Here is a 24984-nt window from a genome sequence, read left to right on the forward strand (position 1 = left end):
GCAAGAAACAAACCGATCTGACCAGAATCGAGGCTGACCCCATGACCAACCCGCTGATCCAGTTGCTTGTGCTGGCCGCTATCGCGATCTTCCTGATCCTGCGGCTTCGCAATGTTCTGGGCACGCGCGGTGGGTACGAGCCGCCCAAGGTGGATGCGCCGGAAGCCCAGCGCCGCCGCTTCGAGGTGATCGAGTCCTCCGCGGACGAGCCTGATCACGACATCATCGACTACGCCGAGCCCGGCAGCCCGGCCGCCGAGGCGCTGGCTGCGATGAAGCGCGCCGAGCCGTCGTTCAGCGTCCATGACTTCCTGTCCGGCGCGAAATCCGCGTATGAAATGATCCTGATGGCGTTCGAGCGGGGCGACCTGTCCGAGGTTCGCGCCTTTCTGTCCGAGCCGGTCGCCGATGCGTTCCAGTCGGTGATCGATGCCCGCAAGGCGCAGGGACACAAGGTCGAGGCGCAGTTCCTTGGCGTGCGCGACACATCGCTGGCCGGTGCCGAGTTCGACCACTCCAACGCGTGGGCCGAAGTGTCCGTCCGCTTCGTCGGCGAACTCATCGCGGCGACCCGCGATTCGGAGGGCAACGTCGTCGATGGCGACCCCAAGGCGTCGCGCAAGCAGCGTGACGTCTGGACCTTCGCGCGTCACATGGGGCAGGACGATCCGAACTGGCAACTGGTCGCGACTGGCTGATGGCTCGGCGTCGGGGCCTGACACCCGAGGAGCGTGAACTGTGGGCTCGGGTCGCGCGCAGCGCCAAGCCGCTTGCCCCGCGGACAGACCCTGTTCGAGCACCGGATGCCAGCGTCCGATCCCAGGTTCGGCAGGCTGATCCTCCGCCGGAATTGCCCATTTCGAAGGTCATTTCGCGTTTCAGGCTGGGCCAGGCCGCACCACAGCGCGGCTCTGGCCATGGCGCGATGCCAGGTCCTGCCGAGCGCCTGGGCTCAGCGCCGCTCAGGATGGACCACAAGACGCACAAGCGGATGTCGAGCGGAAAACTGCGGCCCGAGGCCCGGCTGGATCTGCACGGGCTGACGCTGGCCGCCGCCCATCCCGAACTGATCCGGTTCATTCTGGCGTGCCATGCCGGCGGCAAACGTCTGGTTCTGGTCATCACCGGGAAGGGCAGGGGCGATCATGGCCCGTTGCCGACCCGCCCCGGCGCCTTGCGTCATCAGGTGCCGCACTGGCTGCACGGGCCGCCATTGTCGGCGCTGGTCCAGCAGGTCACCCCCGCTCATTATCGTCACGGTGGCGAGGGGGCCTATTATGTCTATCTGAGACGATCGCCGGCCTGATCGCGCCAGGGCGCAAGCCTCAGGCCGAGTAATTCGCCTTCGGTCCCGCGAAATACCAGATGATCAGGCCCAGGACCGGCAGGATGGCTATCAGGGCGATCCACAGGATTTTCGTGCCCGTCGTTTCGTTCGTGTTGATGACCGAGGCGATGGCCCAGACATCCAGCACGAAGATGATGATCCCGAAGATGTATTCCATGGCCGCTTTTCCCTTGCTGCTCCGACTAGCCGAACACCGGAGCCCGCCCGCGGGTTCCCGCTAGAGGACGTAGCGCGACAGATCGGCCGATCGCGCCAGATCGCCCAGATGCTTTTCGACGAAGGCTGCGTCCACGGTCACGCTCTCGCCGTTCTTGTCGGGGGCGGTGAAGGACAGTTCCTCGAAGACCCGTTCGATCACCGTGTAGAGCCTTCGAGCGCCGATATTCTCGATCGAGCCGTTGACCTCGGCGGCGATCTGCGCCAGCGCGGCGATGCCGTTTTCGGTGAAGTCCACGGTCACGCCCTCGGTCGCCATCAATGCCGTGTACTGGCGGGTCAGGGCGTTGTCGGTCTCGGTCAGGATGCGCACGAAATCCTGTTCCGTCAGCGCCCTCAATTCGACCCGAATCGGCAGCCTGCCCTGCAACTCGGGCAGCAGGTCCGAAGGCTTGGCGACATGGAACGCACCCGAGGCGATGAACAGGATGTGGTCGGTCTTCACCGCGCCGTATTTCGTGCTGACCGTGGTGCCCTCGATCAGCGGCAAAAGGTCGCGCTGCACGCCCTCGCGGCTGACATCGCCACCGCGCGCCTCGGCGCGGGCGCAGACCTTGTCGATCTCGTCAATGAAGACGATGCCGCTTTCCTGGACCGATTCAAGCGCGGTCGCCTTGACTGCCTCGTCGTCCAGAAGCTTGTCGGCCTCTTCCGCGATAAGCAGTTCATAACTTTCGGAGACCGTCATCCTGCGCCGCACGCGCCGCCCGCCGAACGCCTTCATCAGCCCGGACAGGTCCATCATGCCGCCCAGGCTGGCACCTGGCTGGCCGGGGATCTCCATCCCGCCCAAAGGGTTGGAATTGTCCTGCAATTCAAGCTCGATCATCGTGTCGTCCAGATCTCCGCGCTTGAGCTTCTCACGGAACATCTGCCGCGTGCCCTCGCGCGCACCCTCTCCGGCAAGAGCCTCGACCACGCGCTCCTCGGCCTGGCTGTGGGCGCGTGCCTTGACCTCCTCGCGCATCCGCTCACGCGTGTCGATCATGGCGGCGTCGGCCAGATCGCGGATGATCTGTTCGACATCGCGACCCACATAGCCGACCTCGGTGAATTTCGTGGCCTCGACCTTGATGAAGGGCGCGTTCGCCAGCCGCGCCAGCCGACGGCTGATCTCGGTCTTGCCGACGCCGGTCGGCCCGATCATCAGGATGTTCTTGGGATAGACCTCGTCGCGCAGGTCGTCGCCCAACTGCTTGCGGCGCCAGCGATTGCGCAAGGCGACGGCCACGGCGCGCTTGGCCTCTTTCTGCCCGATGATGAAGCGATCCAGCTCGGATACGATCTCGCGCGGTGTCAAATCGGTCATGTGTCCTGCCTTCGCTGGCTATGCTGTGTGCGGGTCAGTTCGGGTAAAAGTCGCGAATCGGGTCAAGGGCCGTTCCGTTAGCCCTCAAGCGTTTCGACCGTCAGATTTCCGTTCGTATAAACACAGATATCGGCCGCGATCGCCATCGCCTTGCGCGCGATCGCCTCGGCGTCCAGATCGGTTTCCAGCAGTCCCCGCGCCGCGGCCAGCGCGAAATTTCCGCCCGAACCGATGGCCGCGACATTGTGTTCGGGCTCCAGCACGTCGCCGGTGCCGGTCACCACGTAGATCTGGCTGCCATCGGTAACCAGCAGCATGGCTTCGAGGTTGCGCAGATACTTGTCGGTGCGCCAGTCCTTGGCCAGATCGACGCAGGCACGCTGCAATTGTCCGGGCGCGCTTTCCAGCTTTTTCTCCAGCCGCTCCAGCAGCGTGAAAGCATCGGCCGTGGAGCCCGCAAAGCCGGTGACCACCTCGCGCCCGCCCGGCGTCAGGCGCCGGACCTTGCGGGCCGTCCCTTTCATCACCGTCTGTCCGACGCTGACCTGACCGTCGCCAGCCATGACGACCTTGCCGCCGCGCCGGACCGCCAGGATCGTCGTGCCGTGCCAGCCGGGAAACTTCTCATCCGCCATCGGGGACCTCCGTCGTTTGAGCCGAGATATGGCCACGGACCCGGCGGCGCAACCCGTTGCGCCACGCCGTATGCCGCCCTAGCCTGCCCGCATGAGTTCCGATCGCATCCTGCGCATCTATCTGCATCCGCCGATCCTGCAGACCGCGCAGGCCGGGAAACTGGGTTTCCTGAACCGCATGCGCGGCGTTCTGGAGGCCCGGGGATGGCAGGTCCGGATCCATCGGTCAGGACAGGCGGCGCGGGACAAGGCGCCCGACCTGCCTGGTTACGCGCTTTATCACATGGAAAAGCCGACGCATTCGCGTGCCCTGACGTTCCGTCGCGCCTATCACTATCCGTTCTGGAGGCTTGAGCCGGTTGCCGAACGCTGGCGCTGGCCTGTGGCCCTGGCGCGATTCGATCCCGTGGCCGACCCGGCTGTGGCAGATGGCTTTGCCGCCCGTCTGCGGCACCGCGTCCTGTCCGGCGCCGCCCCGCGGCACGGCCAGCATGTCCTGATCCCGCTGCAGGGGCGGTTGCGACAGCAGCGATCATTCCAGACCATGAGCCCGCTGGCGATGGTTCAGTCCGTCGCGCGGACCGGGCGCCCCTGCGTGGCGACCCTGCACCCGAAAGAGGCCTATGACGACGCCGATCGCGCGGCGCTGGACCATCTGGCGGCAACCTTTCCCAATCTCAGCCTGGGCGGCGATACGATGAGCCTGCTGCGCGACTGTGCGTTCGTGGCCACCCAGAACAGCGCCGTGGCGTTCGACGGGTTCATCCTTGGCAAGCCCGCGGTCCTGTTCGCGCAGGTCGATTTTCATCACATCGCGCTGAATGTCGCGGAGCATGGCGTCGACGACGCCCTGGTGCGGGCACCGCGCCACCGCCCTCCGTTCAGCCGCTATCTGCACTGGTTCCTTCGGGAGCAAAGCCTGGACATGATGGCCGACGACGCCGACGATCGCATCGTCGCGGCGATGCGAAAAGGCGGCTGGCCTGTCTGAGGCCGCCGCCTTCGTCCTTGAAGCCTTGCGCCCGGCTCAGACCGACTCGTCGATCCAGCTTTTCAGGGCAGCCTTGGGTGCGGCGCCCATGCGATTCGAGACGACCTCGCCGTCCTTGAACATGAACAGCGCCGGAATGCCGCGCACGCCCAGGGCGGCGGCCTGTTCCGGGTTCTCGTCCACATTGACCTTCACGATCTTCACCTTGCCGGCATATTCGTCCGACAGCTCTTCCAGGGCCGGGCCGATCTGCTTGCACGGGCCGCACCATTCGGCCCAGAAATCGACGATGACGGGGGTTTCGGCCTGACGCACTTCAGCGTCGAATTCGCTGTCATTCACATGCACGGTAGCCATGCTGGTCGCTCCTTGGAAAGACGGGGCCGGTCGTGGCCGGCGTGACGGGTTCCTGACACAGCTATGAACGCAGAGCCCCCGGGTCAAGGGCGTGGCTTGCGGCGTCCAGCACCGCGTCGGGCAACGGCATGAGGCTGCGCGCGGCCGTCCACAGGATGGCCGTGCGGATGGCACGCCCGGGATAGATCGTCCGCAACGCCGCGCGATAGGCGGCCATCTGGCGCAGGATTCCTTCGGGTGTGGCTGCCGGGCGGTCGGGAATCTCGGCATTGGACTTGTAGTCGATGGCCAGAACCTCGTGATCCTGGACCAGCAGCCGGTCGATGATGCCGTGAAGGATGCCGGGGCCTGGCAGGGGCGCGGTCAGCCGGACCTCGCGCAGGATCACGGCGCCCGGGGCGGGCGACATCACCTCGGTCAACTCGGGCGCGTCGATCACCGAGCGGGCCTCGACCATCAGCTCTTCGAACTCGGCTTCGTCCGGCAACCCACCCTCGGCGCCGGCAAGTGCCGCACGGGCAAGGTCATTCCAGTCGCTGCGCGCTGCGCCCGGCAGATGTTCCAGCAGCAGGTGCAGCCGCGTGCCGCGCAGCATGGCGGCCTCCGGATCGGCATTCCCGATCGCGGCGCCCAGAACCTTGGCCCCGCCAAGCGAGGTCGCGGCGATCGGCCGGTGCGCCTGTGGCGCGGGCGGGGCAGGGCGGCGGGCCCAGTCGGGCAGCACGGCAACCGCCTGCGCCATGTCCGCCGCCGCGAGCGCGGGCGCGTCGGGCCATGCGCCGAAGGACAGGCGCAGACCGGTGCCGACCCCGTCGATCTCAAGGCTGTCGCGCTGCATCGGGGTGCGCGCGGCGCCTTCGGCGATCATGGCGTGCCAACTGTCCAGCCCGTCACCGGTCTCGCCCGCCGCCGCGACGATCAGCCAGCTTTCGGCCCGCGTCATCGCGACATACAGCAACCGCCGCCGTTCTTCGTCCTGCTGGCGCTTCTGCGCCGCCACGGCTTGCCCAACGGCGTCGGGCCGCTCGGCGGCACTGCCGCGCCAGGTCGGCAGGTCGCCGAGCCGCACCGTCCGGTTCCGGCTGTCGGGTTGGCGCTTGCGGGTTTCCGGCAGGATCACCACCGGGCTTTCCAACCCTTTTGCGCCGTGCACGGTCATGACGCGGATCAGCCCGCCCGCCTGGCCGGGCAGTTGGCGCTTGACCTGCACATCGTCGCTGGACAGCCAGACCAGAAAGCCGGTCAGCGATGGCGTGTCAGCGGCCTCGTAGGCCAGCGCCTGCGACAACAGCTCGTCGATGCCATCCTCGGCCTCTGGACCCAGCCGCGCGATCAGCGCCGCCCGGCCGCCATGCCGGATCAGCAAGCGCGAGATCAGGTCGTAGGGACGCATGAAATCGGCCTCGTCCATCAGGTCGGACAGCACCTCGCGCGCGCGAAGATGATCCGACCCGCGCAGGCGCTGGATCAGGTATTTCCGGCCGCGCCCCGCCGCCAGCCGGTACAGCGCATCCTCGGACAGTCCGAACAGCGGAGAGCGCAGCGCGGCGGCCAGCGACAGATCGTCCTCGGGCGTGACGAGGACCGACAGGGTCGCGATGATATCGCGGACCGCAAGTTCGGCCGCCAGCTTCAGCCGGTCGGCGCCGGCGACCGGCAGGCCGGCGGCCTTGCATTCGCGCAGCAGCTCCTCGAACAGCGCTGCGCGGCGCTGGACCAGGATCAGGATGTCGCCCGGGCCGATGGCCCGCACCCGGTCCGATTTCGCGTCAGGCAACGGCGCCCCGATCATCGCGCGGATCTGGGCCGCGACCGCACGGGCCAGCCGCGTGTCGGCGGCGTTTTCGGCGGGGCTGTCCACCGGCTGCGTCCAGTCACCGCGCTCGGGAGAATCGGGTTCCGGCAGCGGCGGCCAGATATCGACGCGACCGGGCAGGGCATCGCGAAAGGCGATGTGGCGGGGTGGATCGCCCAGCCCCTCGGCCGCCTCGCCCTGGAACACCGTATCGACCAGCGACAGGATTGCCGGCGAGGACCGGAACGAGTGGGCCAGGCCACGCTGCTGCATCGGGCGCTGGACGGCCGCGAAATCATGCCCGAAGCGGTCGCGCATGTCTTCGAACACCGCGATATCCGCGCCCTGGAAGGAATAGATCGACTGCTTTGGATCGCCGACGACGAACAGGGTGCGCGGACGGTCCTGCGCGCCCGCGCCACTTGTGAATTCGTCGGTCAGGCTGCGGATCACACGCCATTGCTCGGGGCTGGTGTCCTGCGCCTCGTCCACCAGGATATGATCGATTCCGCCATCCAGCCGCCACAGCACCCATTGCGCCATGCTGGATTCCCGCAAGAGCCGTGCCGTCCGGCGGATCAGGTCGTCGAAATCCAGCCGGCCATGCGCCGCCTTGCGCTGCGACAGCCTCAGCGTGAAGGCGTGGCCGAACCGGTGCAGCGCCAGTGTCTTCTGCGCCAGTGCCAGCCCCAGCGCATCGGCGCGGGCGTCCTGGACGCGCAGCATCAGCTGTTCCAGATCGTCCATGAACGGCGCGCAAGGTCCGGTGCGCAGCGCCTTGGTCGGCAGTCTGCCGATCTTGGCGCAAAACGGCTCGGCTGCGCTGGCGCCGGTCAGCAGCGCCCCGGCCAGGATCCGCAACTCGGCCATGCCCGGTCTGCACCAGTTGCCAGCGCGCAGCTTGTCGGCGAGTCTTGCGTCGGTGCTGCCGCCGCACGCAAGGAGCGGGATCAGTGCATCGAACAGGTCACCCTCGGACCCTTCGAAGACATGATCCAGCAGCAATTCCTCATCCAGGCCCTGCGGCAGACCCAGCGCCGCCCAGATGGCGCCCGCGTCGGGGGCGGCGCTGAAATCGGCCTCGGACAGCCCGGCCAGAAAAGCGTCCAGATTGTCGCCGCCGTGCAGCATCGTCAGGTCACGGATCGCGGGATCGCCGCTGTCTGCCATCTCTTCGATGATCTCGGCGCGCAAGCCCCGCGCGCTGCGGTCGTCCAGCTCTGCAAATCCCATCGGTACCCCGGCCTCAAGCGGGAAGCGCCGCAGCAGCGCCGCGCAGAAGCTGTGAATGGTCTGCACCTTCAGCCCGCCCGGCGTCTCGATGGCGCGGGCGAACAGCCGGCGCGCCTCGGCCAGATCCGGGGTGGTGCCCTCGCCCAGATCGGCCAGCGCGGCGCGCAGGTCCGGCTCGGGCAGCATGGCCCATTCGCCAAGCCGCTTCAGCAGGCGGTTCTGCATCTCGGTCGCGGCGGCCTTGGTGTAGGTCAGGCACAGGATGCGCTCGGGCGCACAACCCGACAGCAGCAGCCGCGCGACCCGGTCCGTCAGCACGCGCGTCTTGCCGGATCCGGCATTGGCCGTCAGCCAGGTCGAGCGCGCGGGATCGGCAGCCGCGATCTGGTTCAGCGTCGCATCATTCGTCATCGCCGACCTTTCCGGACTGCGGTGCATCCGCCAGCGACCATTCCCCGAATCGGGCAAGGTGATCGTAGTCGCCCGCATAGCTGGTCCTTTCGGGTGCGCGCATGGCGGTGAACCCGGCCGCACCGGTCAGATAGGCGGCGATCAGTCGCAGGAACCCGTCCCAGTTCTCGGCCTCGATCTGCGGGGAATAGGCGCGATCATGCGTGCGCCCATCGCCGCCAAGCTGAATATAGCGGATACCGGCCACATCCACCGGACCCAGAGCGTCGAAACCGCCCCGACGCGCCATCGCCGCCTCCAGGATCAGTTGCTTGTCGAAATGCGCGATCTGGGCGTCGGTGGGCGGGCTGCCGGACTTGTAGTCGTAGATCATCACCCGTCCGTCCCTCAGCAGGTCGATCCGGTCGGGCTTGGCGGTCAGGCGGAAATCCATTCCGGGCACGCCGACCGCCCCGCGCCGTTCGATCACCTGCGGATGACCCTCGGACAGTCGCACCAGTTCGTCGCTGACCAGGCGGTCCGCGATCGCCTCGATCCGCGCCTGCCAGAACACCCGCGCCGAGGGCCAGGGCACCTCGTCATCCAGCACTTCGGCGGTGATCCGCAGGAACGTCTCGCGCAGCGTCGTGACGGGCATGCAGGCGGACGGACCGGATTTCAGCAGCCTTTCGACGATGGCGTGCAGGGTCTGGCCACGCAGGGCGGCATCGGGTTCGGGGCGCAGCGGGTTCAGCGGCCGCAGCTTCAGCACGCGCTTGGCATAGACCGCATAGGGATCGCGGATCAGCAGCGAGACATCGGTGACCGGCAATTCGTCGAATGCCGGCACCGGCGGGATGGGCGAGGGGCGCATGGCGGCAAGGGCCGGCGCCTGCGGCCGCGCAAGAGCGGCGCAGAGGGCCAGCCAGTCCGTGCCGCGGGACCGCATCGCCGCCAGCGCCTGGGGGCCGCCCCGGTCGGGCAGTCCGGCCATCAGGTTCGTCAACCGGTTCAGCCAGCGCGAGGGGATGGTTTCGGCCTCGGCATTGCGCCTGGCGCGGGTCAGGATGACGCGACCGGCCGCGATCGCCTGCTGGAAATCATGCGCGGACAGACCGATCTGGCGTTCCGGCAGCGTCAGGCCGGCCTGCAGCCGCATCTGCCGCGACAGCCAGGGATCGGGGGACAGCGCCTGTGGCCAGCCGCCCTCGTTCAGACCTGACAGGATCACCGTGCCGGCACCCGCGATCCGGGCTTCGCGCGGGCCGCGGATCTTCATCAGCCTGTGCGCCTCGAAATCGCCGCGGACCGCTTGCGCCTCCAACTCTCCCAGCAGCAGCGTGGTGAAGTCGCGCGGGACCATGTCGGGCCCGTCTGCGGCATGGACGGCCAGCTGGTCCAGCACCGCGCGGGCAAGCTGGCCGGGTTTCTCGTGCCACAGCCGCGACGATTCCGCGTCCCCATCCGGTCCCGCGGCCAGCGCCTCGGCCAGCCCGCGCAGGTCGAAAAGCCGGTCGCGGATCGGGCGCGGCGCGATGTCGCGCGCGAAGGCCGCGATCCGGTCCATCAGCGCGGCAACCCACAGCGCCCAGGACCTGCGGCCCTCGTCGCCCCTTGTCGCCCAGTCGCGCAGTGTGTCGCCGTCGGGGAAGGCGGGGCCTCGGGCGCGCAGCTCCAGTTCAAGTTCGCGCGCCTGTCGGCGCGCCTCGTTCGCGCCGAGCAACGTCGAGCCGGTCGCGGTCAGCGGGTGCTTCAGCAGGATCAGCAGGCGGTCGATGGTCAGCGGTTCACCGAAAAGCCCGGCGATGTGGCGCAGAAACAACCCCGGCGCGGTCAGGTGCAGCGGTCGCCCGGCGCTGTCGTCGGGACGCAGGTTCCAGCGATCCAGCGCGGCGTTCACGCGCCGGATCAGACCCCGGTCGGCGGCGATCAGCGTGACCGGTTCGGCCCGTTCCGCCGCCTCGCGCATCACCATGGCGATAGCCTCGGCTTCCTGTCCCGGCTGGTCGGCCTCGATCAGGGTCAGGCCCTCGCTGGCCGAAAGCAGATCGGGCAGGCCCGGCCCTTCGGCGATCCACTGATCGGTGACCGGCGCAGGCCGCAGGGCCAGTGAAACAAGGGCGTTGCGTCCGGGCGCGGCAGGTTGTGCGTCCGTCCAGGGCCGTGGCCGCCCGGTCCGGCGGATCAGCGGGGCAAAGCGCGCCTGCGGATGGTCTTCGGCCTGCGCGTCAAGCCCGTCCCAGACCTGCTGCGGCTGGTCGACGTCAAAGCCCGGCAGCACCACCGCGCCGTTGTTCAGGCTCGCCACCGCCTGCATGAACAGACGGGTAGCCCCGTGCGAACCGGTCGAGCCCGCCACGATCACCGGATCGGGCGGCAGGTTGCGTCCCTCGGACCAGTCGGCCATTGCAGCCTCGGCGGCGGCGCGCTGGCGGGCGGCACGATCCACGGCCGGTCCGGCAAGATGGAACCGGGCGGCGATTCGCAGGAAATCCAGCGCGCTCTGCCAGTGCCGTGCATGATCGCCGGTGTCGATCCGTTCCAGCGCGTCGGCCGCGCAGCCTTCGGTCTGCATCTCGGTCATCAGATCGGCCAGCGAGCGCGCGAGTGCCGGCACCGAATGCCCGGCCGCCAGATCGGGGCGGGCCCGCAGCAAACCGTCGATCAGCCGCGCCAGTTGCAGCCGGCGCGCCAGAGGGGCGGCCAGCGGCCCCTGATGCGCGGCCGGTCCCGCACCCAGATCGGTCACCACGCGCAATTGCGGCAGCAGCAGCGGACCCTGGCTGTCGAAGGCCTCTTCGATGGCGGTCAGAGTGCGGCCCGAATTGGCATAGATCGTGACGCGGGCAATCGCCTCGGGCGGCCGGTCCGACATTCGTCGCAGCAGCCCGGCGACGAACTCGGCCGCGAAATCGACCCCGGGCGGCAGGGCGAAAAGACCGGGCTGCCATTCAGCCATCGGCCAGCATCGCCTCGGCCATCGGGATGGCTTCGGGGCGACCCACATCGCACCAGCCGCCGTCGTGAACCAGCCCGAAGGCGGTGCCCTGCGCGATCAGCAAGTCCCACAGGCGGTTCAGCGAAAACGCGCTGTCGGGAATTCCGGCCAGCCGGTCGGGCCGGATGATCTGGGCGCCGGCATAGACATGGTCGCCCGCGCGCGCGACCCGGCCCGCATCATCCAGGCCGAAATCGCCGGCGCCGATCCGCGCGGTCGCGCGCGCCAGAGGCACCAGCGCCAGCAGCGCGTCCATGTCATCGCGCCACGCCGCCATCAGCGCGGACAGAGGGTTCGGGCCGGTCCAGACGACATCGGGGTTCAGCGTCATGACCGGGCCGCGCCCCAGCAACGGCAGCGCCTGCCGCAAACCTCCGCCGGTGTCGAGGATCGCGCCGGGTTCCCTGCTGATCGCCACGTCCTGACCGGCGAGGTGGCTGGCGATCTGGTCGCCCAGGTAATGTGTGTTGACGGCGATCGGTGCGCAGCCAGCGCTGCGCGCCATTTCCAGCGCACGGTCCAGCAGGGTCATTCCGCCGACGCGGATCAGCGGCTTGGGGCGGCTGTCGGTCAGCGGGCGCATCCTTGTGCCAAGTCCGGCGGCAAAGATCATCAGCGGGCGCATTGACGGCGAATCCTTTCGATCGTGGCAGGATCCGGGTCGGGCAGGGCATCGACGATCCGGGCCAGCGCGTGCAGCGCCGGATGGGCCAGGTCACGGCGAAGATGCCCCCACACGCGCGGCATCAGGTCCAGGTAGCGCGGCTTGCCATCACGGATGCAGAGCCGCGTGAAGATGCCCATGATCCGCAGGTTTCGCTGCGCCCCCAGCAGCGCATAGGCGGCACGAAACCGGTCCGCATCCAGCCCGGTGGCGGTCAGATAGCGGGCGATGCAGGCGGCCTCGATGTCGGGTGCGACGTCGCGGCGGGCGTCCTGCAAGGCCGAGACCAGGTCATAGGCCGGGTGGCAGGCGACGGCATCCTGGTAGTCGATCACCCCCAGCGGCGCCGCGTCCCGCCAGATCAGGTTCTCGGCATGGAAATCGCGAAGGCCAAGGACCGGGGCAATATCGGTGGCAAGGCCCTCATGCAGATCCGCGATGGTCGCGGCGATGGTCGGGGCGATGGCTTCGGCCGACCCGGTCGCGACCCCGGCTGCCTGCGGATACCACTCGGCGAAAAGCCCGACCTGGTCGGCCAGCGCCGGACCGTCCAGCGCGGCGACGAAGGCGGGGACCTTCTGGCGGTGCAGGTCGATCAGGAAATCGGTGATCCGCGCATAGATCATGGGGGCCAGGTCGGGCTGCCGCTCCAGCACCCTGGCGACCAGATCGTCGCCCAGATCCTGCACCAGCAGCAGCCCATGATCGCTGTCCTCGGCCAGGATCGCGGGCGCGCCGAAGCCGTGGGCGTGCAGCCACCGCGTCATCTCGACGAAGCGAACGCAATCGCCCGAAGGGTCGTCCATCAGCACGGCGCTGCCCCTGGGGCCTGTCAGTCGAAAATAGCGCCTGGCCGAAGCGTCGCCGGCCAGCGGCAGCACCCGGGCCTGCGACCATCCCGCGCGCGCCACGAATGCCGCAAGCGGCACCGCGCGCGGGTCGCCGCCGATCAGCGTGATCCGGCGCAGGCCGGGATCGTCGCAACTGGCCAGCGAGACGGTCATCGCGCCTTCGGGCAGCGCAGCAAGCCGGTCGGGCCACTCGATCAGGCAGATCGCGCGGTCCAGCGCCTCATCAAGGCCCAGCTCATCCAGTTCGGACGGGTCGCTCAACCGATAAAGATCGGCGTGCCAGATCTCGGTCCCCTGCGGATCGTCATAGGTCTGGACCAGCGTGAAGGTCGGGCTGGGCACGTCCTCGGCCGCGTCTCCCTGCCTGGCGCGGATGAAGGCACGGGCGAAATGGGTCTTTCCCGCGCCGACCGGACCATCCAGCAGCAGCGCATCGCCGGGCCGCGCAATCGCGGCCAGCATCCGGGCCAGCCCGGCGGTCAGGTCTTCGTCGGCGGTCAGTCGCGTCGTGGTCATGCCCCGCTTCTAGCCGGTCGGCGGGCGGGTGCAAATGTCCTGTGGCCCGAGACAGGCCGACCGGCGATGATTGCCGGGACGAATCGCTGAAAGGAACCCCGATGCTGCGTGCTGCCCTTGTCGTCATGATGCTGGCCGGACCGGCGCATGCGACGCAGGAATATATGCTGCCGACCCTGTTCGACGTCGCAGGCGTCGCCTCTGACGACGTGCTGAATATCCGGCAGCGGCCCGATGCGCGCGCGCCGATCATCGGCAGGCTGGCGGCGGATGCCACCGGCATCGAGGTCGTGGACCAGACCAGCGGCTGGGGCCGGGTCAACACGGGCGAAACATCGGGCTGGGTGTCGCTGCGATACCTCGCCTATCGCACCGATGTCTGGCGGGAGGGCGCGCTGCCGGGCGGCTTTCGCTGTTTCGGCACCGAGCCGTTCTGGGATGTCAGGTTGCAGGATGGCGATCTGGTGCTGAGTGGCGTCGAAATCGCCGAGCAGCGTCACACCGCGACGGCGGTTCTGGGGACGGGCGTGTTCCGCGACCCGACCCGGGCGGTGGTGGCGGACGCGGTGACCCTGGTTTCGACGCCGCAGCTCTGCTCGGACGGTATGTCCGAGCGCCAGTTCGGTCTGCGCGCGACCTTGATCCGGCATGGCAAGGCGCCGCAGCTGATGTCGGGTTGCTGCGCGATCCAGCCCTGATCGCGGCCGCGCCGGGCAAGCGCGCCAGCCCTAGCCCAGGCCCAGCACATCCGCCATGTCGTATTCGCCCGGTCCCTTGTCCTGGCCCCAGAGCGCCGCCCGCAGCGCCCCGCGCGCGAAGATCGCGCGATCTGTCGCGACATGGCGAAGGATCAGCCTCTCGCCCTGGCCGGCGAAGATCACGTCATGCTCACCGACCACATCGCCGCCCCGGATCGCGGCAAAGCCGATGCTGCCCGGTTCGCGTGCGCCGGTGATCCCCTCGCGCGCGGGCGTCCGCAGATCGGCCAGCGTGGCGCAGCGGCCTTCGGCCGCCGCCTCGCCCAGCATCAGCGCGGTGCCCGAGGGCGCGTCGACCTTCATGCGGTGATGCGCCTCGACCACCTCGATGTCCCAGTCCTCGCCAAGCGCGGCGGCGACCTTGCGGGTCAGACCGACCAGCAGGTTCACCCCCAGGCTCATGTTTCCGGCGCGGATGATCGGTGCATGCCGTGCGGCAGCGGACAGGCTGGCCAGATCGTCATCGGACAGGCCGGTGGTGCCCACGACATGCACGGCGCGCGCCTGCGCGGTCAGTTCAGCAAAGGCCACGGTCGCGGCCGGCGCGGTAAAGTCGATCACCGCCTGTGCCCGGGCGATCACCGTGACCGGATCGTCGCTGACCGTGACGCCGACAGCCTGGCCGCCGAGCGCCTCGCCGATATCGCGGCCCACCCAGTCGTGGCCCGCGCGCTCCAGCGCCCCGACCAGCCTGGCCTGATCGCTGTCCTGGATCAGCCGGACCAGCATCTGGCCCATCCGTCCCGAGGCGCCGGTCACGACGATGCCCGGCAACTCGCCGGTGTCGATCTTCTGGAAATCGCTCATCGCTTCTCCCCCTCGCGTCTTCCCGCCTCATATCCCGTTGCGGCGCGGCCCGCGACCCCCTACATCGGGACGCATGGCACAGAACCGCTATTCCCATGGCTCAGGTCCGTCGCAGCGACAGCTGCGTGTGGGCGAGCTGATCCGCCGCACCCTCTCTGACGTGCTGTTGCGCGCGGATGTGCATGATCCCGATCTCAACCGACATTCGATCACCGTGGGCGAGGTGCGGACTTCGACCGATCTGAAGGTTGCGACCGCTTACGTGCTGCCGCTTGGCGGGCAGGATGCCGAAGAGGCGCTGGCCGCCCTGCGCCGCAACGCACCCGAGCTGCGCCACCTGGTCGCCAAGGCGATGACGCTCAAGTACGCGCCGGAACTGCGCTTCCAGCTGGACGAGACGTTCGATCGTCTCGACGATACCCGCCGGATCTTTGATGACGAACGCGTGCGACGCGATGTCGAGGCGCCCGACGATGGCGACAGGACCGATGATCGCGATGATGCTTGAGCTGCAGCGGCAGCTTGGCGTGACGTTGGGCATGGTCTTCGCCATGGCGCTGCCGGCTGCATCCGACGGCTGCGGTCGCATGGACCACGACGGGCAAGGCTATGTCGTCTGCCAGATAGAGGCCGAGCGCGAGCCGGCGCTGCGGCTGTGGCAGAACGGCGCGGACGGCACGCCGTTGAGAAATTTCAGCAATGTCCGCAAGATCCTGCTCCCCGGTGAAAGCCTCATCTTTGCGATGAATGCGGGCATGTTCCACGCGGACTACCGGCCGGTGGGATTGCTGGTGATCGAGGGCGAGCAGATCCACCCGCTGAACCCGCATGCCGGCAAGGGCAATTTCGGGATGCTTCCCAACGGCATCTTCTGCGCCGGCGGGGACCGGCCATTTCAGGTGATCGAAAGCCGCGCCTTTGCATCCGCGCAACCTGCCTGCCGGCTGGCGACGCAGTCCGGCCCCCTGCTGGTGATCGACGGGGCGCTGCATCCGCGCTTTCTGGTCGATTCGGACAGTCGATATATCCGCAATGGCGTTGGCGTCTCGCCCGACGGGCAGACGGCATGGTTCGCGATCTCGGACCGCCCCGTCACCTTTCACGAATTCGGCCGGCTGTTCCGCGACGGGCTGGGGGTGCATGACGCGCTGTATCTGGACGGCTCGATCAGCCGGCTTTACGCGCCGGGCGTGAACCGCGCCGATTTCGGCCGCAGCCTCGGGCCGATCATCGGCCTGGTGTCGCGGGTCGAATGAGAGCAACGCGGTTGACCTGTGCGGGTGGCCCGGATATCCGGCCGCACCCGCTTTTCAAGAGGATACCATGGCACGCAAGAAGGGCCGCGACATCACGGGCTGGCTGATCGTGGACAAGCCGGCCGGCGTCACCTCCACAGCGGTGGTCGGCAAGGTCCGGTGGGCGCTGGACGCGCGGAAGGCCGGACACGCGGGAACGCTGGACCCGGACGCGACCGGAGTTCTGGCGGTGGCTCTGGGCGAGGCCACCAAGACCGTCTCGGTTCTGACCGACGCGCTGAAATGCTATGATTTCAGGATCAGCTGGGGGGCCGAGACGGCCACGGACGACGCCTCGGGCGAGGTCCTGCAGCGGTCGGACGCCCGCCCCTCGCGCGCGCAGATCGAGGCCGCGCTGCCGGGGTTTATCGGCCAGATCATGCAGGTCCCGCCGGCCTTTTCGGCTGTGAAGGTCGACGGCGAACGCGCCTACGATCTGGCGCGCGAGGGCGAGGCGCTTGACCTGGCCGCGCGGCCGTTATGGGTGGACAGCCTGACGCTGATCGAGGCGGACCGCGGCAGCGCCCGGCTTGAGATGGTCTGCGGCAAGGGCGGCTATGTCCGGTCGGTCGCGCGGGATCTGGGCCGGGAGCTGGGCTGCCTGGGCCATGTCGCGGCACTGCGCCGGGTTTGGTCCGGCCCGTTCGAGGTCGAGGATGCCGTCGCATTCGAGGGGATAGACCGCGAGGCGCAGGCCGCGCTGGAGGCGCAACTGCTGCCGCTGGAATCCGCACTGGCCGATCTGCCGATGCTGCGGGCAACGCCCGAGGGCGCGATCCGGATACGCAATGGCAATCCGGGCGAAGTCACCGGCGCGGCGGAATGGGGCGAACTGGTCTGGGTCCGGAACGCCGCCGGCCCGATCTGCCTTGGACGCTATCAGGGCGGCACGGTCCAGCCCGATCGGGTGTTCAACCTTTAGGCGGCTGCCCGCGACGGCGCGACCCCGTCAGCGCGGCCGGCGGGCTCCCAGAAACGGACCGTCGCCCGCGGCCTCGATCCTGGCCATGGCCTCGGCGATCGGTTCCCTGATGACGGCCATCTGCCAGGCGGTCGCGTGCACCATGACCTCGGCCGACGCCGCCAGCGCGACATGGCCCGGCCAGAACAGCAGATCCCCGCGCACGATGTCAGAGGTTTCGGGGAACGCCGCGCGTTGCAGGTCGCTGTCTCCCGGGCAGGGAATGTCGCAGGCGCCAAGCGCGGCCTGCACCAGGCCCGAGCAGTCGATTCCCCAATCGCTGTTGCCCCCCCAGAGATAGGGCGTCCCCAACAGCCGTTCCGCGACCGCCACAGGGTCCGCGGCCGGCCGCTGGTCCACATGTTGCAGCGGCACATAACCGCCGGTCGCAAGCCGCGCGAACCTGCCTTCGGTCCCGGTGACCGCCAGCCGCGCGCCGATCGACAGCGCGTGGATCTGATGCTGCTTCATGTCGGGTTCGGGGTAAAGATGGGTGGCCGGCGCCGTCACGCGATGGGTGATCGGTGGCAGGTCATCGGTCAGCGCGGCGGCGCGCAGCCAACCGCAATAGCCGTCCTGTGCCGCCTGCACGAACGCCCAGTCGTCGCGTGTCTCGATCACCGTCACGTCGGCGCCAAAGTTCAGCTGCCTTTGGCGCTGGCCGCCAGGTGCGGACATCAGGTCGGCCAGCGGAACGGCAATCCGGGCGGGATGGCCCGGCGTATAGTCGGGCCGCTCAAGGATGCCGCGCAGGCTGGCCAATGCGACGCGGTCCGTGGCGGGGGTCAGGCGCGAATCGAGGGTCATGACAGCAGATCCGGCAGGGCCGCAAGAATCGCCCTGGCGCCCTGGGCAACCCCGCCCTTGGGGCGGCCTGGTGCGGCGGTCGGCTGCCAGCCATAGATGTCCAGATGCACATAGCGGCCGGCGCCCTCGGCAAAGCGACGCAGGAACAGCGCGGCGGTGATCGAACCTGCCATGCCACCCGAGGGAGCATTGTCCAGATCGGCGATCTGCGGCTCGATCATGGATTCGTAGGGGGCCCAGAACGGCATGCGCCACAGGGGATCGGCCGCGGCCATCGCCGCCGCCTGGATGGTCCGTGCGGCCGCGTCGTCGTCGCAATAGAAAGGGGGGATATCAGGTCCCAGCGCCACGCGCGCCGCCCCGGTCAGCGTGGCGAAGGAGACCATCAGTTCGGGCGCTTCCTCGGCCGCCAGCGCCAGCGCGTCGGCCAGCACCAGCCGCCCCTCGGCGTCGGTGTTGTTGATCTCGACCGTCAGGCCCTTGCGGCTGGTCAGCACGTCGCCGGGACGGAGGGCGTTGCCGGCGATGCTGTTTTCGACCGCGGGAATCAGCACGCGGATGCGCCGGCCTCGTGCGGCGCCGGTCGTGGCCAGCATCTTCAGCAGACCCAAGGCGGTCGCGGCGCCGCCCATGTCCTTTTTCATCAACCCCATCGAACTGCCCGGCTTGATGTTCAGCCCGCCGGTGTCGAAGCAGACACCCTTGCCGATGATGGTCAGGCGCGGGCCTTCACCGCCCATGCGGATGTCGATCAGCCTCGGCGCGGCGCTGGCTGCGCGGCCAACGGCATGGATCATCGGAAGATTCTCTGCCAACAGGTCGTCGCCCGACGTGACCGCGATCCGGGCGCCGATCTCGCCGGCCAGTGCGCGCGCGGCGGCTTCAAGCTGATCCGGGCCCATGTCGCTGGCCGGGGTGTTGATCAGGTCCCGGGCCAGGAACTCGCCTGCGGCCAGACCCTGCACACGGGCCGCATCGACGCCCTCCGGACACACCAGGCGCGCGTCTTTCGCCGGGGCGGATTTGTAGCGGGTGAAACGATACTGACCCAGAAGCCAGCCAAGGGCAGCCTCGGTCGGATCAAGCCCGTCCGGCGGGGATGCCAGCCGCCAGATGGCCTCCGGCAGTTTTCCCGCAGCGGCGAACGCAAATCGTTGCCGGCCGGCCGCGGCGGGTTTGCCCAGGCCCAACAGCGCGCCTGCCAGACCGCCGGCGCCATCGGGCAGCAGGCAGATCTGGCCGGCAGATGCCTTGAAGCCGCAGCTTTCGGGCCAGGCGCCAGCGCCCGCCTCGTCGGGGACCGGCTGGCCTTGCCAGACCGGCCAGATCGGCAGGGCTTCGTCCGAGGCGGGCGCGAATTCGGGGGTCATGGCGGCTTCCTGATTGCGAGCCCGGCCAGACTACAGCCTGTGTGCCGCCCTGCAAGCATCGGTCGCGTCGGGCGTCTCAGTCGATCCCGCTGCGATCCCAGATCGCCGTGAGGGAGCGGTTGCCGACGCGCATCAGCCGCGCCCTGACGGCTGCCAGCGCGCTCATGTCGCGGCGTTCGGCGCAGGCCCCCAGATCCATCGCCACGCCTGCCAGGGACAGCAGGCCGATCTGCCAGGCCAGTCGTGACAGCCGGTCGGCCTGGGCCACGGCCTGGGCCAGATCGCCCGCCACGAGGGCCTCATCGATCGTGCTCATGGCGCTGGCAAGCTGTTCCAGCGCCAGCCCGATGACATTCTGGGCCGCGGTCTCGCCCAGCTCGCTGACGATGTCGCCCACCCGCCTTGCATCCACGCGCACGGGTTCCGAAACGGCCAAGGCCATGATCTGCGCCATCTGCACCTCCAACGGGTCCTGTCCCCAAACGTCGGGGCAACATGACGTGCCGCGGTGAAGAAAGCCTTGACCCCGAGCGAAGAAACCCCTCGAATTTTCCTCAATCCCGGCCTATCAACGCGGGAAATAAGCGAGGTCTACGATGCACAACGTCCGTCCCCTGCCGCAATATCTGGTCACCCGCTATCACGGCTGGAAAGCCACCTCCTATGCCGAGAACAGCGCATGGTATCGCCGCCTCGCGGATGACGGACAGCGCCCGCGGGCGATGGTGATCTCCTGCTGCGACAGCCGGGTTCATGTGACCAGCATCTTCGGGGCGGATTCGGGCGAGTTCTTCATTCATCGCAATATTGCCAACCTTGTGCCGCCCTATGCGCCGGACGGGTTGCAGCACGGCACCTCGGCGGCGGTGGAATACGCGGTCACGGCGCTGAAGGTCGCGCATCTGATCGTCGTCGGCCACACCAGCTGCGGCGGCGTGGCGGGCTGCCACGCGATGTGTTCCGGCAAGGCGCCGGAACTGGAAGAGAAAACCAGCTTCGTGGGACGATGGATGGATGTTCTGCGCCCGGGATACGAGCGGATCAAGGACCTGCCCGAGGACCAGCAGATTCAGGCACTGGAACGCGAGGCGGTTCTGGTCTCGATCGAGAACCTGATGTCCTTCCCATTCGTCAAGACGGCGGTCGAGAGCGGTGCGACATCGCTGCACGGCATGGTCCATGACATTCGCGAAGGCGCGCTGTGGCAGGCCGAAGAGGGCGGACGGCGCTGGACCGAGGTCTGATCCGCGGTCGGTCCCTTGCGCGCTTCCGGCGGATGACCCGCAACGGATAGGTCGCGACCGGCGCGACGATGATGATCGTGGAGACGGGGTTCAGCCAGGCGCCGATCCGGTCATCGCCGTGGTCGAGCCTTCACCCCGCCAGCGCCAGCGCGGCGCACCAGGTCAGCCCGACCAGACACCACGGACACGTCCCGGCCAGCGCTCCACCTGTCCCGGCAGCGATCGCCAGCCACAGCGGGACCGTGCCGCGCCAGTGGCGTGATCAGCCCCGAAAAGAACGGCGGAGACGGGTCTTGCAACAGCATGAGGGCGGCGATGGCCCATGCCCCGCCGCCCTCGAGACTACTTGCGATCCAGCCAGGAAACGGGCTGTTCAGCCTTTCTTCAGAACGCGATTGCCCAGCAATTCGGCGATCTGCACGGCGTTCAGCGCCGCGCCCTTGCGCAGGTTGTCACTGACGCACCAGATGTTCAGCCCGTTTTCGATGGTCGAATCCTGGCGGATCCGGCTGATGAAGGTGGCAAAGTCACCGACGCATTCGATCGGCGTGATGTAGCCGCCCGGTTCGCGCTTGTCGACAACCATGATCCCCGGTGCCTCGCGCAGGATGTCGCGGGCTTCGTCCTCGTCGAGGAAGTCCTCGAACTCGATGTTGATCGCCTCGGAATGGCCGACGAAGACCGGCACGCGCACGCAGGTCGCGGTGACCTTGATGGCGGGATCGATGATCTTCTTGGTCTCGGCGACCATCTTCCATTCCTCCTTGGTCGAGCCGTCTTCCATGAAGACGTCGATCTGCGGAATCACGTTGAAGGCGATCTGCTTCTGGAACTTGCTGGGTGCGACTTCCTGACCCGGCACATACATGCCCTTGGTCTGGTCCCACAGCTCGTCCATCCCTTCCTTGCCGGCGCCGCTGACCGACTGGTAGGTCGAGACGACGACGCGCTTGATGCGGGCGCGGTCATGCAGCGGCTTCAGGGCCACGACCATCTGTGCAGTCGAGCAGTTGGGGTTGGCGATGATGTTCTTCCTGGAATAGCCGGTGATCGCCTCGGGATTCACCTCGGGCACGATCAGCGGGATGTCCGGGTCGTAGCGATATAGCGACGAGTTGTCGATCACCACGCAGCCGGCCTTGGCGGCGATCGGCGCGTATTTCCTGGTCGCGTCCGAGCCAATCGCGAACAGTGCCATGTCCCAGCCGGTAAAATCGAACTGGTCGATGTCCTGGATCTTCAGGGTTCGGTCGCCAAAGCTGACCTCGCTTCCCTGGCTGCGACGCGAGGCCAGGACGGCGATCTCGTCGACCGGGAACTGGCGTTCGTCGAGGATGTTCAGCATCTCGCGGCCCACGTTCCCCGTGGCGCCGGCAACAACGACTCTGTAGCCCATTGGGGACTCCTGTTTTCTGCGGTTGCGGGCATTTACCGCAGGCAGGGGCGGGATGGAAGGGGCGCGACCGTCGCGCGGCACGCGCGGCGGTCGGCCCAGCGGCAGCGACCGGGCCTGGCTCTGCCCGGCCCGCCCGCCTCGCTCGCGCATCTCAGCGCGTGACGGTCAGGCGCGGGTCGGTGCGGACCAGATCCGCGACCCATGCCGCTTCGGCCCCGAAATCATGCGGAACCTGGGCTGCGTTGCGCCGCCCTGACAGGCTGCGCGAGGCGAAGAAATCGAACCCGTAAAGCGTCAACCCGCCCAGGTGAGACCGCAGCAGCAGGTCGATCAGCATGGCCCCGGTCGTTGGCGGCGCGGCCAGCCTGTCGCGCAGGGCGTGATAATCGGCCAGCGGGTGCAGATAGAAACCGGGGCTGGTCACGCTGCGCCAATCCAGCCGCTTGCGTTTGGGCGACATCCACAGGATGCGTCCTGGCGCGATCCGGGCGCGGTCGGCATCCGACAACCGCACCGCCAGGGCCAGCCAATCCGTTCGCCGCCCATGGCTGATCGGGTCCGGCATCGGCGCGCTGTTGATCCGCACCACCAGATCGGCGCCGTCGATCTCGGCCCCGTGGCGGCTCTTTGCCAGGGCGCGGGCATTGCCGATCAGCGCAACCCGCAGCCCCGCGAGACCCGCCAGCAGATTGCCCTGCGGCACCGACCGGTCCATCAGCGGCCGTTCCTGCCGCAGGGTCCGCGCGATCAGAAAGCCGGCGCGGTTCATGACAACATCTCGCGATAGACGGCGATCAGAGCCTGCGCCTCGACCCCGATATCGTGATGGGCGACGGCGTGGTCGCGGGCGGCGCGGGCCGCGGTCGCGCGGGCAGCATCGTCATCCAGCCAATGCGCAATCGCCTGGCTGATCGCGGCGGGTTCATCGGGCGCGACCAGACTGCCGGTGGCGGGGGTCAGCAATTCCTCGAACGCGCCGACGCGGGTCGCCACAACCGGCACGCCGCAGGACAGCGCCTCCAGCACGGTCAGGCCAAAGCCCTCCCAGCGCTGCGGGGCGACATACAGATCCAGCGCGCCATACCAATCTGCCATGCGGTCCACCGTGGCCTCGGGCAGGAACAGGATCCGATCGCCCAGCCCCGCCGCCTGCACCCGCGCCCGAAGATCGGCCAGATAGGCACGGTGCTGTTCCGTGGCCCGGCCCATGATCAGCGCGGTCACATCGGGCCGATCCGGCAACAGCGTGATCATCGCGCGCACGAAGTCGCCGGTGCCCTTCTGTTCGCGGATCCGGCCATAGCAGCCGACCAGCACCTGACCGGCGGGCAGGCCCAGCCTGTCGCGTAGCGCGGCGCGGTCCCTGGGCGGTGCGAAACCCGCTGTGTCGATGCCGTGATGGATCACATCGGCCGACCGTTCGAGATAGGCCGCCCCCTTGACCGAGGTCGCCACCACCCGGTCCATCTGCCCGATCAGCCAGCGGGTATAGCGGCTGTGCCTGCGCTGCGAGGCCGAGGTGAACAGCAGCCGGTATTTCCGCCGCAAGAGGCGGCGCAGGATCAGACCCAGCGCCATTTCGGTATTGCGCCTGGCATGCCAGACGCGCCAGCGGTCGCGGGGCATTGCCGCCGCCCGCCATAACGGAATATGCGGCACCTCGGGCGGCAGGCCCGGTCCGGTGGCGCGGATCGCGATCCTCTGCGCCTGCACCGGGATCAGCCGCACGACGGTCGCCGTGACGCCTGACAGGCGGCGTTTCAGATTGGGGGCGATGACCAGCGGCAAGTCAGTCAACATCGGCCTCGGGTGTCAGAAAATACAGCAGGAACCCGACCGCCAGCGGGATCAGGAAGAACAGGAACAGCATAGAGAATGCCTGCGCCGGGGGATAGGCCGCCGTCGCGCCCGCATAGATCGGGCGCGAGGCGAATTGCATCATACCGACCCCGCCGATCGAGAACATGTTCAGAAACGTCACCCCGCGGCCGACCAGATGCGCGGGCAGAAACGACCTTCCATGCGCCATCAGCAACGGATAGCCCGCTCCCGACAGCCCGATCAGCGCCAGCAAGAGCACCGCCAGGCCCATCCCTGCATCGGGAAACAGCCACAGCGCCATCATCACGGCCAGCGTGGCGGCGGTGAAGATCAGGATCGTGCGGCGCAGATTGCCGACCAGCCGAACTGCCGGGCCGACAAGGAAATTGCCCAGCACCATCGCCAGTCCCATGGCCAATGTGGCACGCCCGATCAACTGGGCATCGGCGCCATGGACCTGTTCCAGATAGGGCGCCGCCCACAGTCCGCGGATCGCCGCCGAGGCGGCGTAGTTGCAGAAGAACAGCGGCAGAATGAACCACAGCGCCCGCAGTCTCAGGATCTGCAGGATCGATCCGTCGGGATGATCGCCCTCGGGCCGGGCGGGGTCGCGCACGCAGGCTGCGACCAGCACCGCGACCGCCAGCGTCAGCCCGGCCAGCGCCCAGAGCGTGGCGCGCCAGCCCGCGGCCTCGATCACCCAGACCAGCGGGGCGGCGCCCAGAATGTTGCCCAGCGACCCGAAGCCGACGATCATGCCGGCCAGTGTGCTGAAGGCCGCGGGCGGGTATTCGCGCGCGAAGATGTAATAGGGCCCCATCAGCGCGGGCGAGCAGCCGATCCCCAGAAGCGCCATCGCCGCATGCAGATGCCACGGCGCAGCAGCCAGCGCGAAGACGGTCGCGCCGCCCGCGCCTCCGGCCGCCAGCAGCACCGCGACGGTGCGGCGCGGGCCGTATCGGTCCAACCCCCAGCCGACCGGCATCTGCATCACCGCGAAGGCGATGAACCACAGTCCCGAGGACAGCGCCAGATCGGCGGGCGTGGCGCCCAGCTGGTCGCGCAGCACCGGGGTCAGGACGGCCAGGAAGGCGCGGTAGAACTGGCTGAGCGTGTAGCCCAGCGCAAGGCTGATGATCCCGGCCGACAATGCTGGCATTCGAACAGCCCTCGCTCTCGCGAAGCCACGCTGCGCGAAGCCGGGGCCGGACGCAAGGGCCAG

24 protein-coding genes are annotated in these 24984 nt (G+C 68.3%); 8 read left to right on the forward strand and 16 right to left on the reverse strand.

Annotation, left to right across the window (positions count from 1 at the left end; genetic code table 11):
* The first annotated feature begins 41 nt into the window (after positions 1-41).
* Together L1965_RS11950 and L1965_RS11955 are read left to right on the forward strand one after the other, a co-directional pair.
* Entirely contained in the window at positions 42-698 is a 657-nt protein-coding gene (locus L1965_RS11950; RefSeq protein ID WP_235756672.1) for a Tim44/TimA family putative adaptor protein, read from the forward strand.
* Positions 698-1306, forward strand: a complete 609-nt coding sequence (locus L1965_RS11955; RefSeq protein WP_235756673.1) for a Smr/MutS family protein — start codon at positions 698-700, stop codon at positions 1304-1306. The genes L1965_RS11950 and L1965_RS11955 overlap by 1 nt, the downstream gene beginning before the upstream one ends.
* A gap of 19 nt (positions 1307-1325) precedes the next feature.
* Here L1965_RS11955 and L1965_RS11960 read toward each other — a convergent pair whose 3' ends face one another.
* From L1965_RS11960 to hslV, 3 genes are all read right to left on the reverse strand, one after another.
* On the reverse strand, positions 1326-1505 hold the full coding sequence (locus tag L1965_RS11960; protein ID WP_235756674.1) for a PLD nuclease N-terminal domain-containing protein: 180 nt from the start codon (positions 1503-1505) through the stop codon (positions 1326-1328).
* Between the two features lie 60 nt (positions 1506-1565).
* Positions 1566-2873 (reverse strand): ATP-dependent protease ATPase subunit HslU, encoded by a 1308-nt coding sequence (gene hslU, locus L1965_RS11965; protein WP_235756675.1) that lies wholly within the window; start codon positions 2871-2873, stop codon positions 1566-1568.
* Between the two features lie 77 nt (positions 2874-2950).
* Positions 2951-3508 (reverse strand): ATP-dependent protease subunit HslV, encoded by a 558-nt coding sequence (gene hslV, locus L1965_RS11970; RefSeq protein WP_235756676.1) that lies wholly within the window; start codon positions 3506-3508, stop codon positions 2951-2953.
* Between the two features lie 91 nt (positions 3509-3599).
* On the opposite strand from hslV, the gene L1965_RS11975 reads away from it, so the two are divergent.
* Positions 3600-4499, forward strand: a complete 900-nt coding sequence (locus tag L1965_RS11975; RefSeq protein WP_235756677.1) for a hypothetical protein — start codon at positions 3600-3602, stop codon at positions 4497-4499.
* Positions 4500-4535: 36 nt separating this feature from the next.
* On the opposite strand, the gene trxA is transcribed toward L1965_RS11975, so the two are convergent.
* Genes trxA through tsaE form a run of 5 tightly spaced genes read right to left on the reverse strand, consistent with a single transcriptional unit; the run spans position 4536 to position 13303 of the window.
* Positions 4536-5030 carry a thioredoxin gene (trxA, locus tag L1965_RS11980; protein WP_338421486.1) on the reverse strand — a complete coding sequence of 165 codons (495 nt, stop codon included), beginning with the start codon at positions 5028-5030 and terminating at the stop codon, positions 4536-4538.
* Positions 4918-8295 carry a double-strand break repair helicase AddA gene (addA, locus tag L1965_RS11985; protein ID WP_235756679.1) on the reverse strand — a complete coding sequence of 1126 codons (3378 nt, stop codon included), beginning with the start codon at positions 8293-8295 and terminating at the stop codon, positions 4918-4920. The genes trxA and addA overlap by 113 nt, the downstream gene beginning before the upstream one ends.
* Positions 8285-11233 (reverse strand): double-strand break repair protein AddB, encoded by a 2949-nt coding sequence (gene addB / locus L1965_RS11990; protein WP_235756680.1) that lies wholly within the window; start codon positions 11231-11233, stop codon positions 8285-8287. The genes addA and addB overlap by 11 nt, the downstream gene beginning before the upstream one ends.
* Positions 11226-11897: a nucleotidyltransferase family protein gene (locus L1965_RS11995; protein WP_235756681.1), complete on the reverse strand. Its 672-nt coding sequence runs from the start codon at positions 11895-11897 to the stop codon at positions 11226-11228. The genes addB and L1965_RS11995 overlap by 8 nt, the downstream gene beginning before the upstream one ends.
* On the reverse strand, positions 11885-13303 hold the full coding sequence (gene tsaE / locus L1965_RS12000; protein WP_235756682.1) for a tRNA (adenosine(37)-N6)-threonylcarbamoyltransferase complex ATPase subunit type 1 TsaE: 1419 nt from the start codon (positions 13301-13303) through the stop codon (positions 11885-11887). Before tsaE ends, L1965_RS11995 begins: the two co-directional genes overlap by 13 nt.
* A 101-nt stretch (positions 13304-13404) precedes the next feature.
* On the opposite strand from tsaE, the gene L1965_RS12005 reads away from it, so the two are divergent.
* On the forward strand, positions 13405-14001 hold the full coding sequence (locus L1965_RS12005) for an SH3 domain-containing protein (RefSeq protein ID WP_235756683.1): 597 nt from the start codon (positions 13405-13407) through the stop codon (positions 13999-14001).
* Between the two features lie 30 nt (positions 14002-14031).
* Here L1965_RS12005 and dapB read toward each other — a convergent pair whose 3' ends face one another.
* Complete coding sequence (gene dapB / locus L1965_RS12010) at positions 14032-14868, reverse strand: 4-hydroxy-tetrahydrodipicolinate reductase (protein ID WP_235756684.1); 837 nt, start codon at positions 14866-14868, stop codon at positions 14032-14034.
* 73 nt (positions 14869-14941) lie between these two features.
* Between dapB and rbfA the strand changes: the two genes are divergently transcribed.
* From rbfA to truB, 3 genes are all read left to right on the forward strand, one after another.
* On the forward strand, positions 14942-15376 hold the full coding sequence (gene rbfA / locus L1965_RS12015; RefSeq protein ID WP_235756685.1) for a 30S ribosome-binding factor RbfA: 435 nt from the start codon (positions 14942-14944) through the stop codon (positions 15374-15376).
* Positions 15366-16124 (forward strand): phosphodiester glycosidase family protein, encoded by a 759-nt coding sequence (locus L1965_RS12020; RefSeq protein ID WP_235756713.1) that lies wholly within the window; start codon positions 15366-15368, stop codon positions 16122-16124. The genes rbfA and L1965_RS12020 overlap by 11 nt, the downstream gene beginning before the upstream one ends.
* Before the next feature lie 67 nt (positions 16125-16191).
* Positions 16192-17085 carry a tRNA pseudouridine(55) synthase TruB gene (gene truB, locus L1965_RS12025; protein WP_235756686.1) on the forward strand — a complete coding sequence of 298 codons (894 nt, stop codon included), beginning with the start codon at positions 16192-16194 and terminating at the stop codon, positions 17083-17085.
* A gap of 27 nt (positions 17086-17112) precedes the next feature.
* Here the strand turns inward: truB and L1965_RS12030 are convergent, their stop codons facing one another.
* The 3 genes from L1965_RS12030 to L1965_RS12040 form a co-directional block, all read right to left on the reverse strand.
* The gene (locus L1965_RS12030; protein ID WP_235756687.1) at positions 17113-17931 is read right to left on the reverse strand and encodes a C40 family peptidase; all 819 of its coding nucleotides are present in this window, start codon (positions 17929-17931) and stop codon (positions 17113-17115) included.
* The gene (locus L1965_RS12035) at positions 17928-19301 is read right to left on the reverse strand and encodes a leucyl aminopeptidase family protein (RefSeq protein ID WP_235756688.1); all 1374 of its coding nucleotides are present in this window, start codon (positions 19299-19301) and stop codon (positions 17928-17930) included. The genes L1965_RS12030 and L1965_RS12035 overlap by 4 nt, the downstream gene beginning before the upstream one ends.
* Positions 19302-19377: 76 nt before the next feature.
* Complete coding sequence (locus L1965_RS12040) at positions 19378-19755, reverse strand: hypothetical protein (RefSeq protein ID WP_235756689.1); 378 nt, start codon at positions 19753-19755, stop codon at positions 19378-19380.
* Between the two features lie 142 nt (positions 19756-19897).
* Here L1965_RS12040 and L1965_RS12045 point away from each other — a divergent pair, with 142 nt between their 5' ends.
* Positions 19898-20545, forward strand: coding sequence for a carbonic anhydrase (locus L1965_RS12045; protein ID WP_235756690.1), 648 nt, complete (start codon positions 19898-19900; stop codon positions 20543-20545).
* Positions 20546-20918: 373 nt separating this feature from the next.
* Here L1965_RS12045 and L1965_RS12050 read toward each other — a convergent pair whose 3' ends face one another.
* The 4 genes from L1965_RS12050 to L1965_RS12065 form a co-directional block, all read right to left on the reverse strand.
* Positions 20919-21941 carry an aspartate-semialdehyde dehydrogenase gene (locus L1965_RS12050; protein WP_235756691.1) on the reverse strand — a complete coding sequence of 341 codons (1023 nt, stop codon included), beginning with the start codon at positions 21939-21941 and terminating at the stop codon, positions 20919-20921.
* Positions 21942-22092: 151 nt separating this feature from the next.
* Positions 22093-22710 (reverse strand): glycosyltransferase family 29 protein, encoded by a 618-nt coding sequence (locus tag L1965_RS12055; protein ID WP_235756692.1) that lies wholly within the window; start codon positions 22708-22710, stop codon positions 22093-22095.
* Positions 22707-23741, reverse strand: a complete 1035-nt coding sequence (locus L1965_RS12060; RefSeq protein ID WP_235756693.1) for a glycosyltransferase family 4 protein — start codon at positions 23739-23741, stop codon at positions 22707-22709. The genes L1965_RS12055 and L1965_RS12060 overlap by 4 nt, the downstream gene beginning before the upstream one ends.
* Positions 23731-24912, reverse strand: coding sequence for an MFS transporter (locus L1965_RS12065; RefSeq protein WP_439332088.1), 1182 nt, complete (start codon positions 24910-24912; stop codon positions 23731-23733). The genes L1965_RS12060 and L1965_RS12065 overlap by 11 nt, the downstream gene beginning before the upstream one ends.
* Between the last annotated feature and the right edge of the window lie 72 nt (positions 24913-24984).

The sequence above is a fragment of the Paracoccus salsus genome (genome assembly GCF_021556615.1).
Classification (GTDB): domain Bacteria; phylum Pseudomonadota; class Alphaproteobacteria; order Rhodobacterales; family Rhodobacteraceae; genus Paracoccus; species Paracoccus salsus.

Excerpts from the sequence above, each read along its gene's own strand:
- L1965_RS11950 (WP_235756672.1), top strand. The coding sequence starts at position 42 with ATGACCAACCCGCTGATCCAGTTGCTTGTGCTGGCCGCTATCGCGATC.
- L1965_RS11955 (WP_235756673.1), top strand. The coding sequence starts at position 698 with ATGGCTCGGCGTCGGGGCCTGACACCCGAGGAGCGTGAACTGTGGGCT.
- L1965_RS11960 (WP_235756674.1), bottom strand. The coding sequence starts at position 1,505 with ATGGAATACATCTTCGGGATCATCATCTTCGTGCTGGATGTCTGGGCC.
- hslU (WP_235756675.1), bottom strand. The coding sequence starts at position 2,873 with ATGACCGATTTGACACCGCGCGAGATCGTATCCGAGCTGGATCGCTTC.
- hslV (WP_235756676.1), bottom strand. The coding sequence starts at position 3,508 with ATGGCGGATGAGAAGTTTCCCGGCTGGCACGGCACGACGATCCTGGCG.
- L1965_RS11975 (WP_235756677.1), top strand. The coding sequence starts at position 3,600 with ATGAGTTCCGATCGCATCCTGCGCATCTATCTGCATCCGCCGATCCTG.
- addA (WP_235756679.1), bottom strand. The coding sequence starts at position 8,295 with ATGACGAATGATGCGACGCTGAACCAGATCGCGGCTGCCGATCCCGCG.
- addB (WP_235756680.1), bottom strand. The coding sequence starts at position 11,233 with ATGGCTGAATGGCAGCCCGGTCTTTTCGCCCTGCCGCCCGGGGTCGAT.
- L1965_RS11995 (WP_235756681.1), bottom strand. The coding sequence starts at position 11,897 with ATGCGCCCGCTGATGATCTTTGCCGCCGGACTTGGCACAAGGATGCGC.
- tsaE (WP_235756682.1), bottom strand. The coding sequence starts at position 13,303 with ATGACCACGACGCGACTGACCGCCGACGAAGACCTGACCGCCGGGCTG.
- L1965_RS12005 (WP_235756683.1), top strand. The coding sequence starts at position 13,405 with ATGCTGCGTGCTGCCCTTGTCGTCATGATGCTGGCCGGACCGGCGCAT.
- dapB (WP_235756684.1), bottom strand. The coding sequence starts at position 14,868 with ATGAGCGATTTCCAGAAGATCGACACCGGCGAGTTGCCGGGCATCGTC.
- rbfA (WP_235756685.1), top strand. The coding sequence starts at position 14,942 with ATGGCACAGAACCGCTATTCCCATGGCTCAGGTCCGTCGCAGCGACAG.
- L1965_RS12020 (WP_235756713.1), top strand. The coding sequence starts at position 15,366 with ATGATGCTTGAGCTGCAGCGGCAGCTTGGCGTGACGTTGGGCATGGTC.
- truB (WP_235756686.1), top strand. The coding sequence starts at position 16,192 with ATGGCACGCAAGAAGGGCCGCGACATCACGGGCTGGCTGATCGTGGAC.
- L1965_RS12030 (WP_235756687.1), bottom strand. The coding sequence starts at position 17,931 with ATGACCCTCGATTCGCGCCTGACCCCCGCCACGGACCGCGTCGCATTG.
- L1965_RS12035 (WP_235756688.1), bottom strand. The coding sequence starts at position 19,301 with ATGACCCCCGAATTCGCGCCCGCCTCGGACGAAGCCCTGCCGATCTGG.
- L1965_RS12040 (WP_235756689.1), bottom strand. The coding sequence starts at position 19,755 with ATGGCGCAGATCATGGCCTTGGCCGTTTCGGAACCCGTGCGCGTGGAT.
- L1965_RS12045 (WP_235756690.1), top strand. The coding sequence starts at position 19,898 with ATGCACAACGTCCGTCCCCTGCCGCAATATCTGGTCACCCGCTATCAC.
- L1965_RS12050 (WP_235756691.1), bottom strand. The coding sequence starts at position 21,941 with ATGGGCTACAGAGTCGTTGTTGCCGGCGCCACGGGGAACGTGGGCCGC.
- L1965_RS12055 (WP_235756692.1), bottom strand. The coding sequence starts at position 22,710 with ATGAACCGCGCCGGCTTTCTGATCGCGCGGACCCTGCGGCAGGAACGG.
- L1965_RS12060 (WP_235756693.1), bottom strand. The coding sequence starts at position 23,741 with ATGTTGACTGACTTGCCGCTGGTCATCGCCCCCAATCTGAAACGCCGC.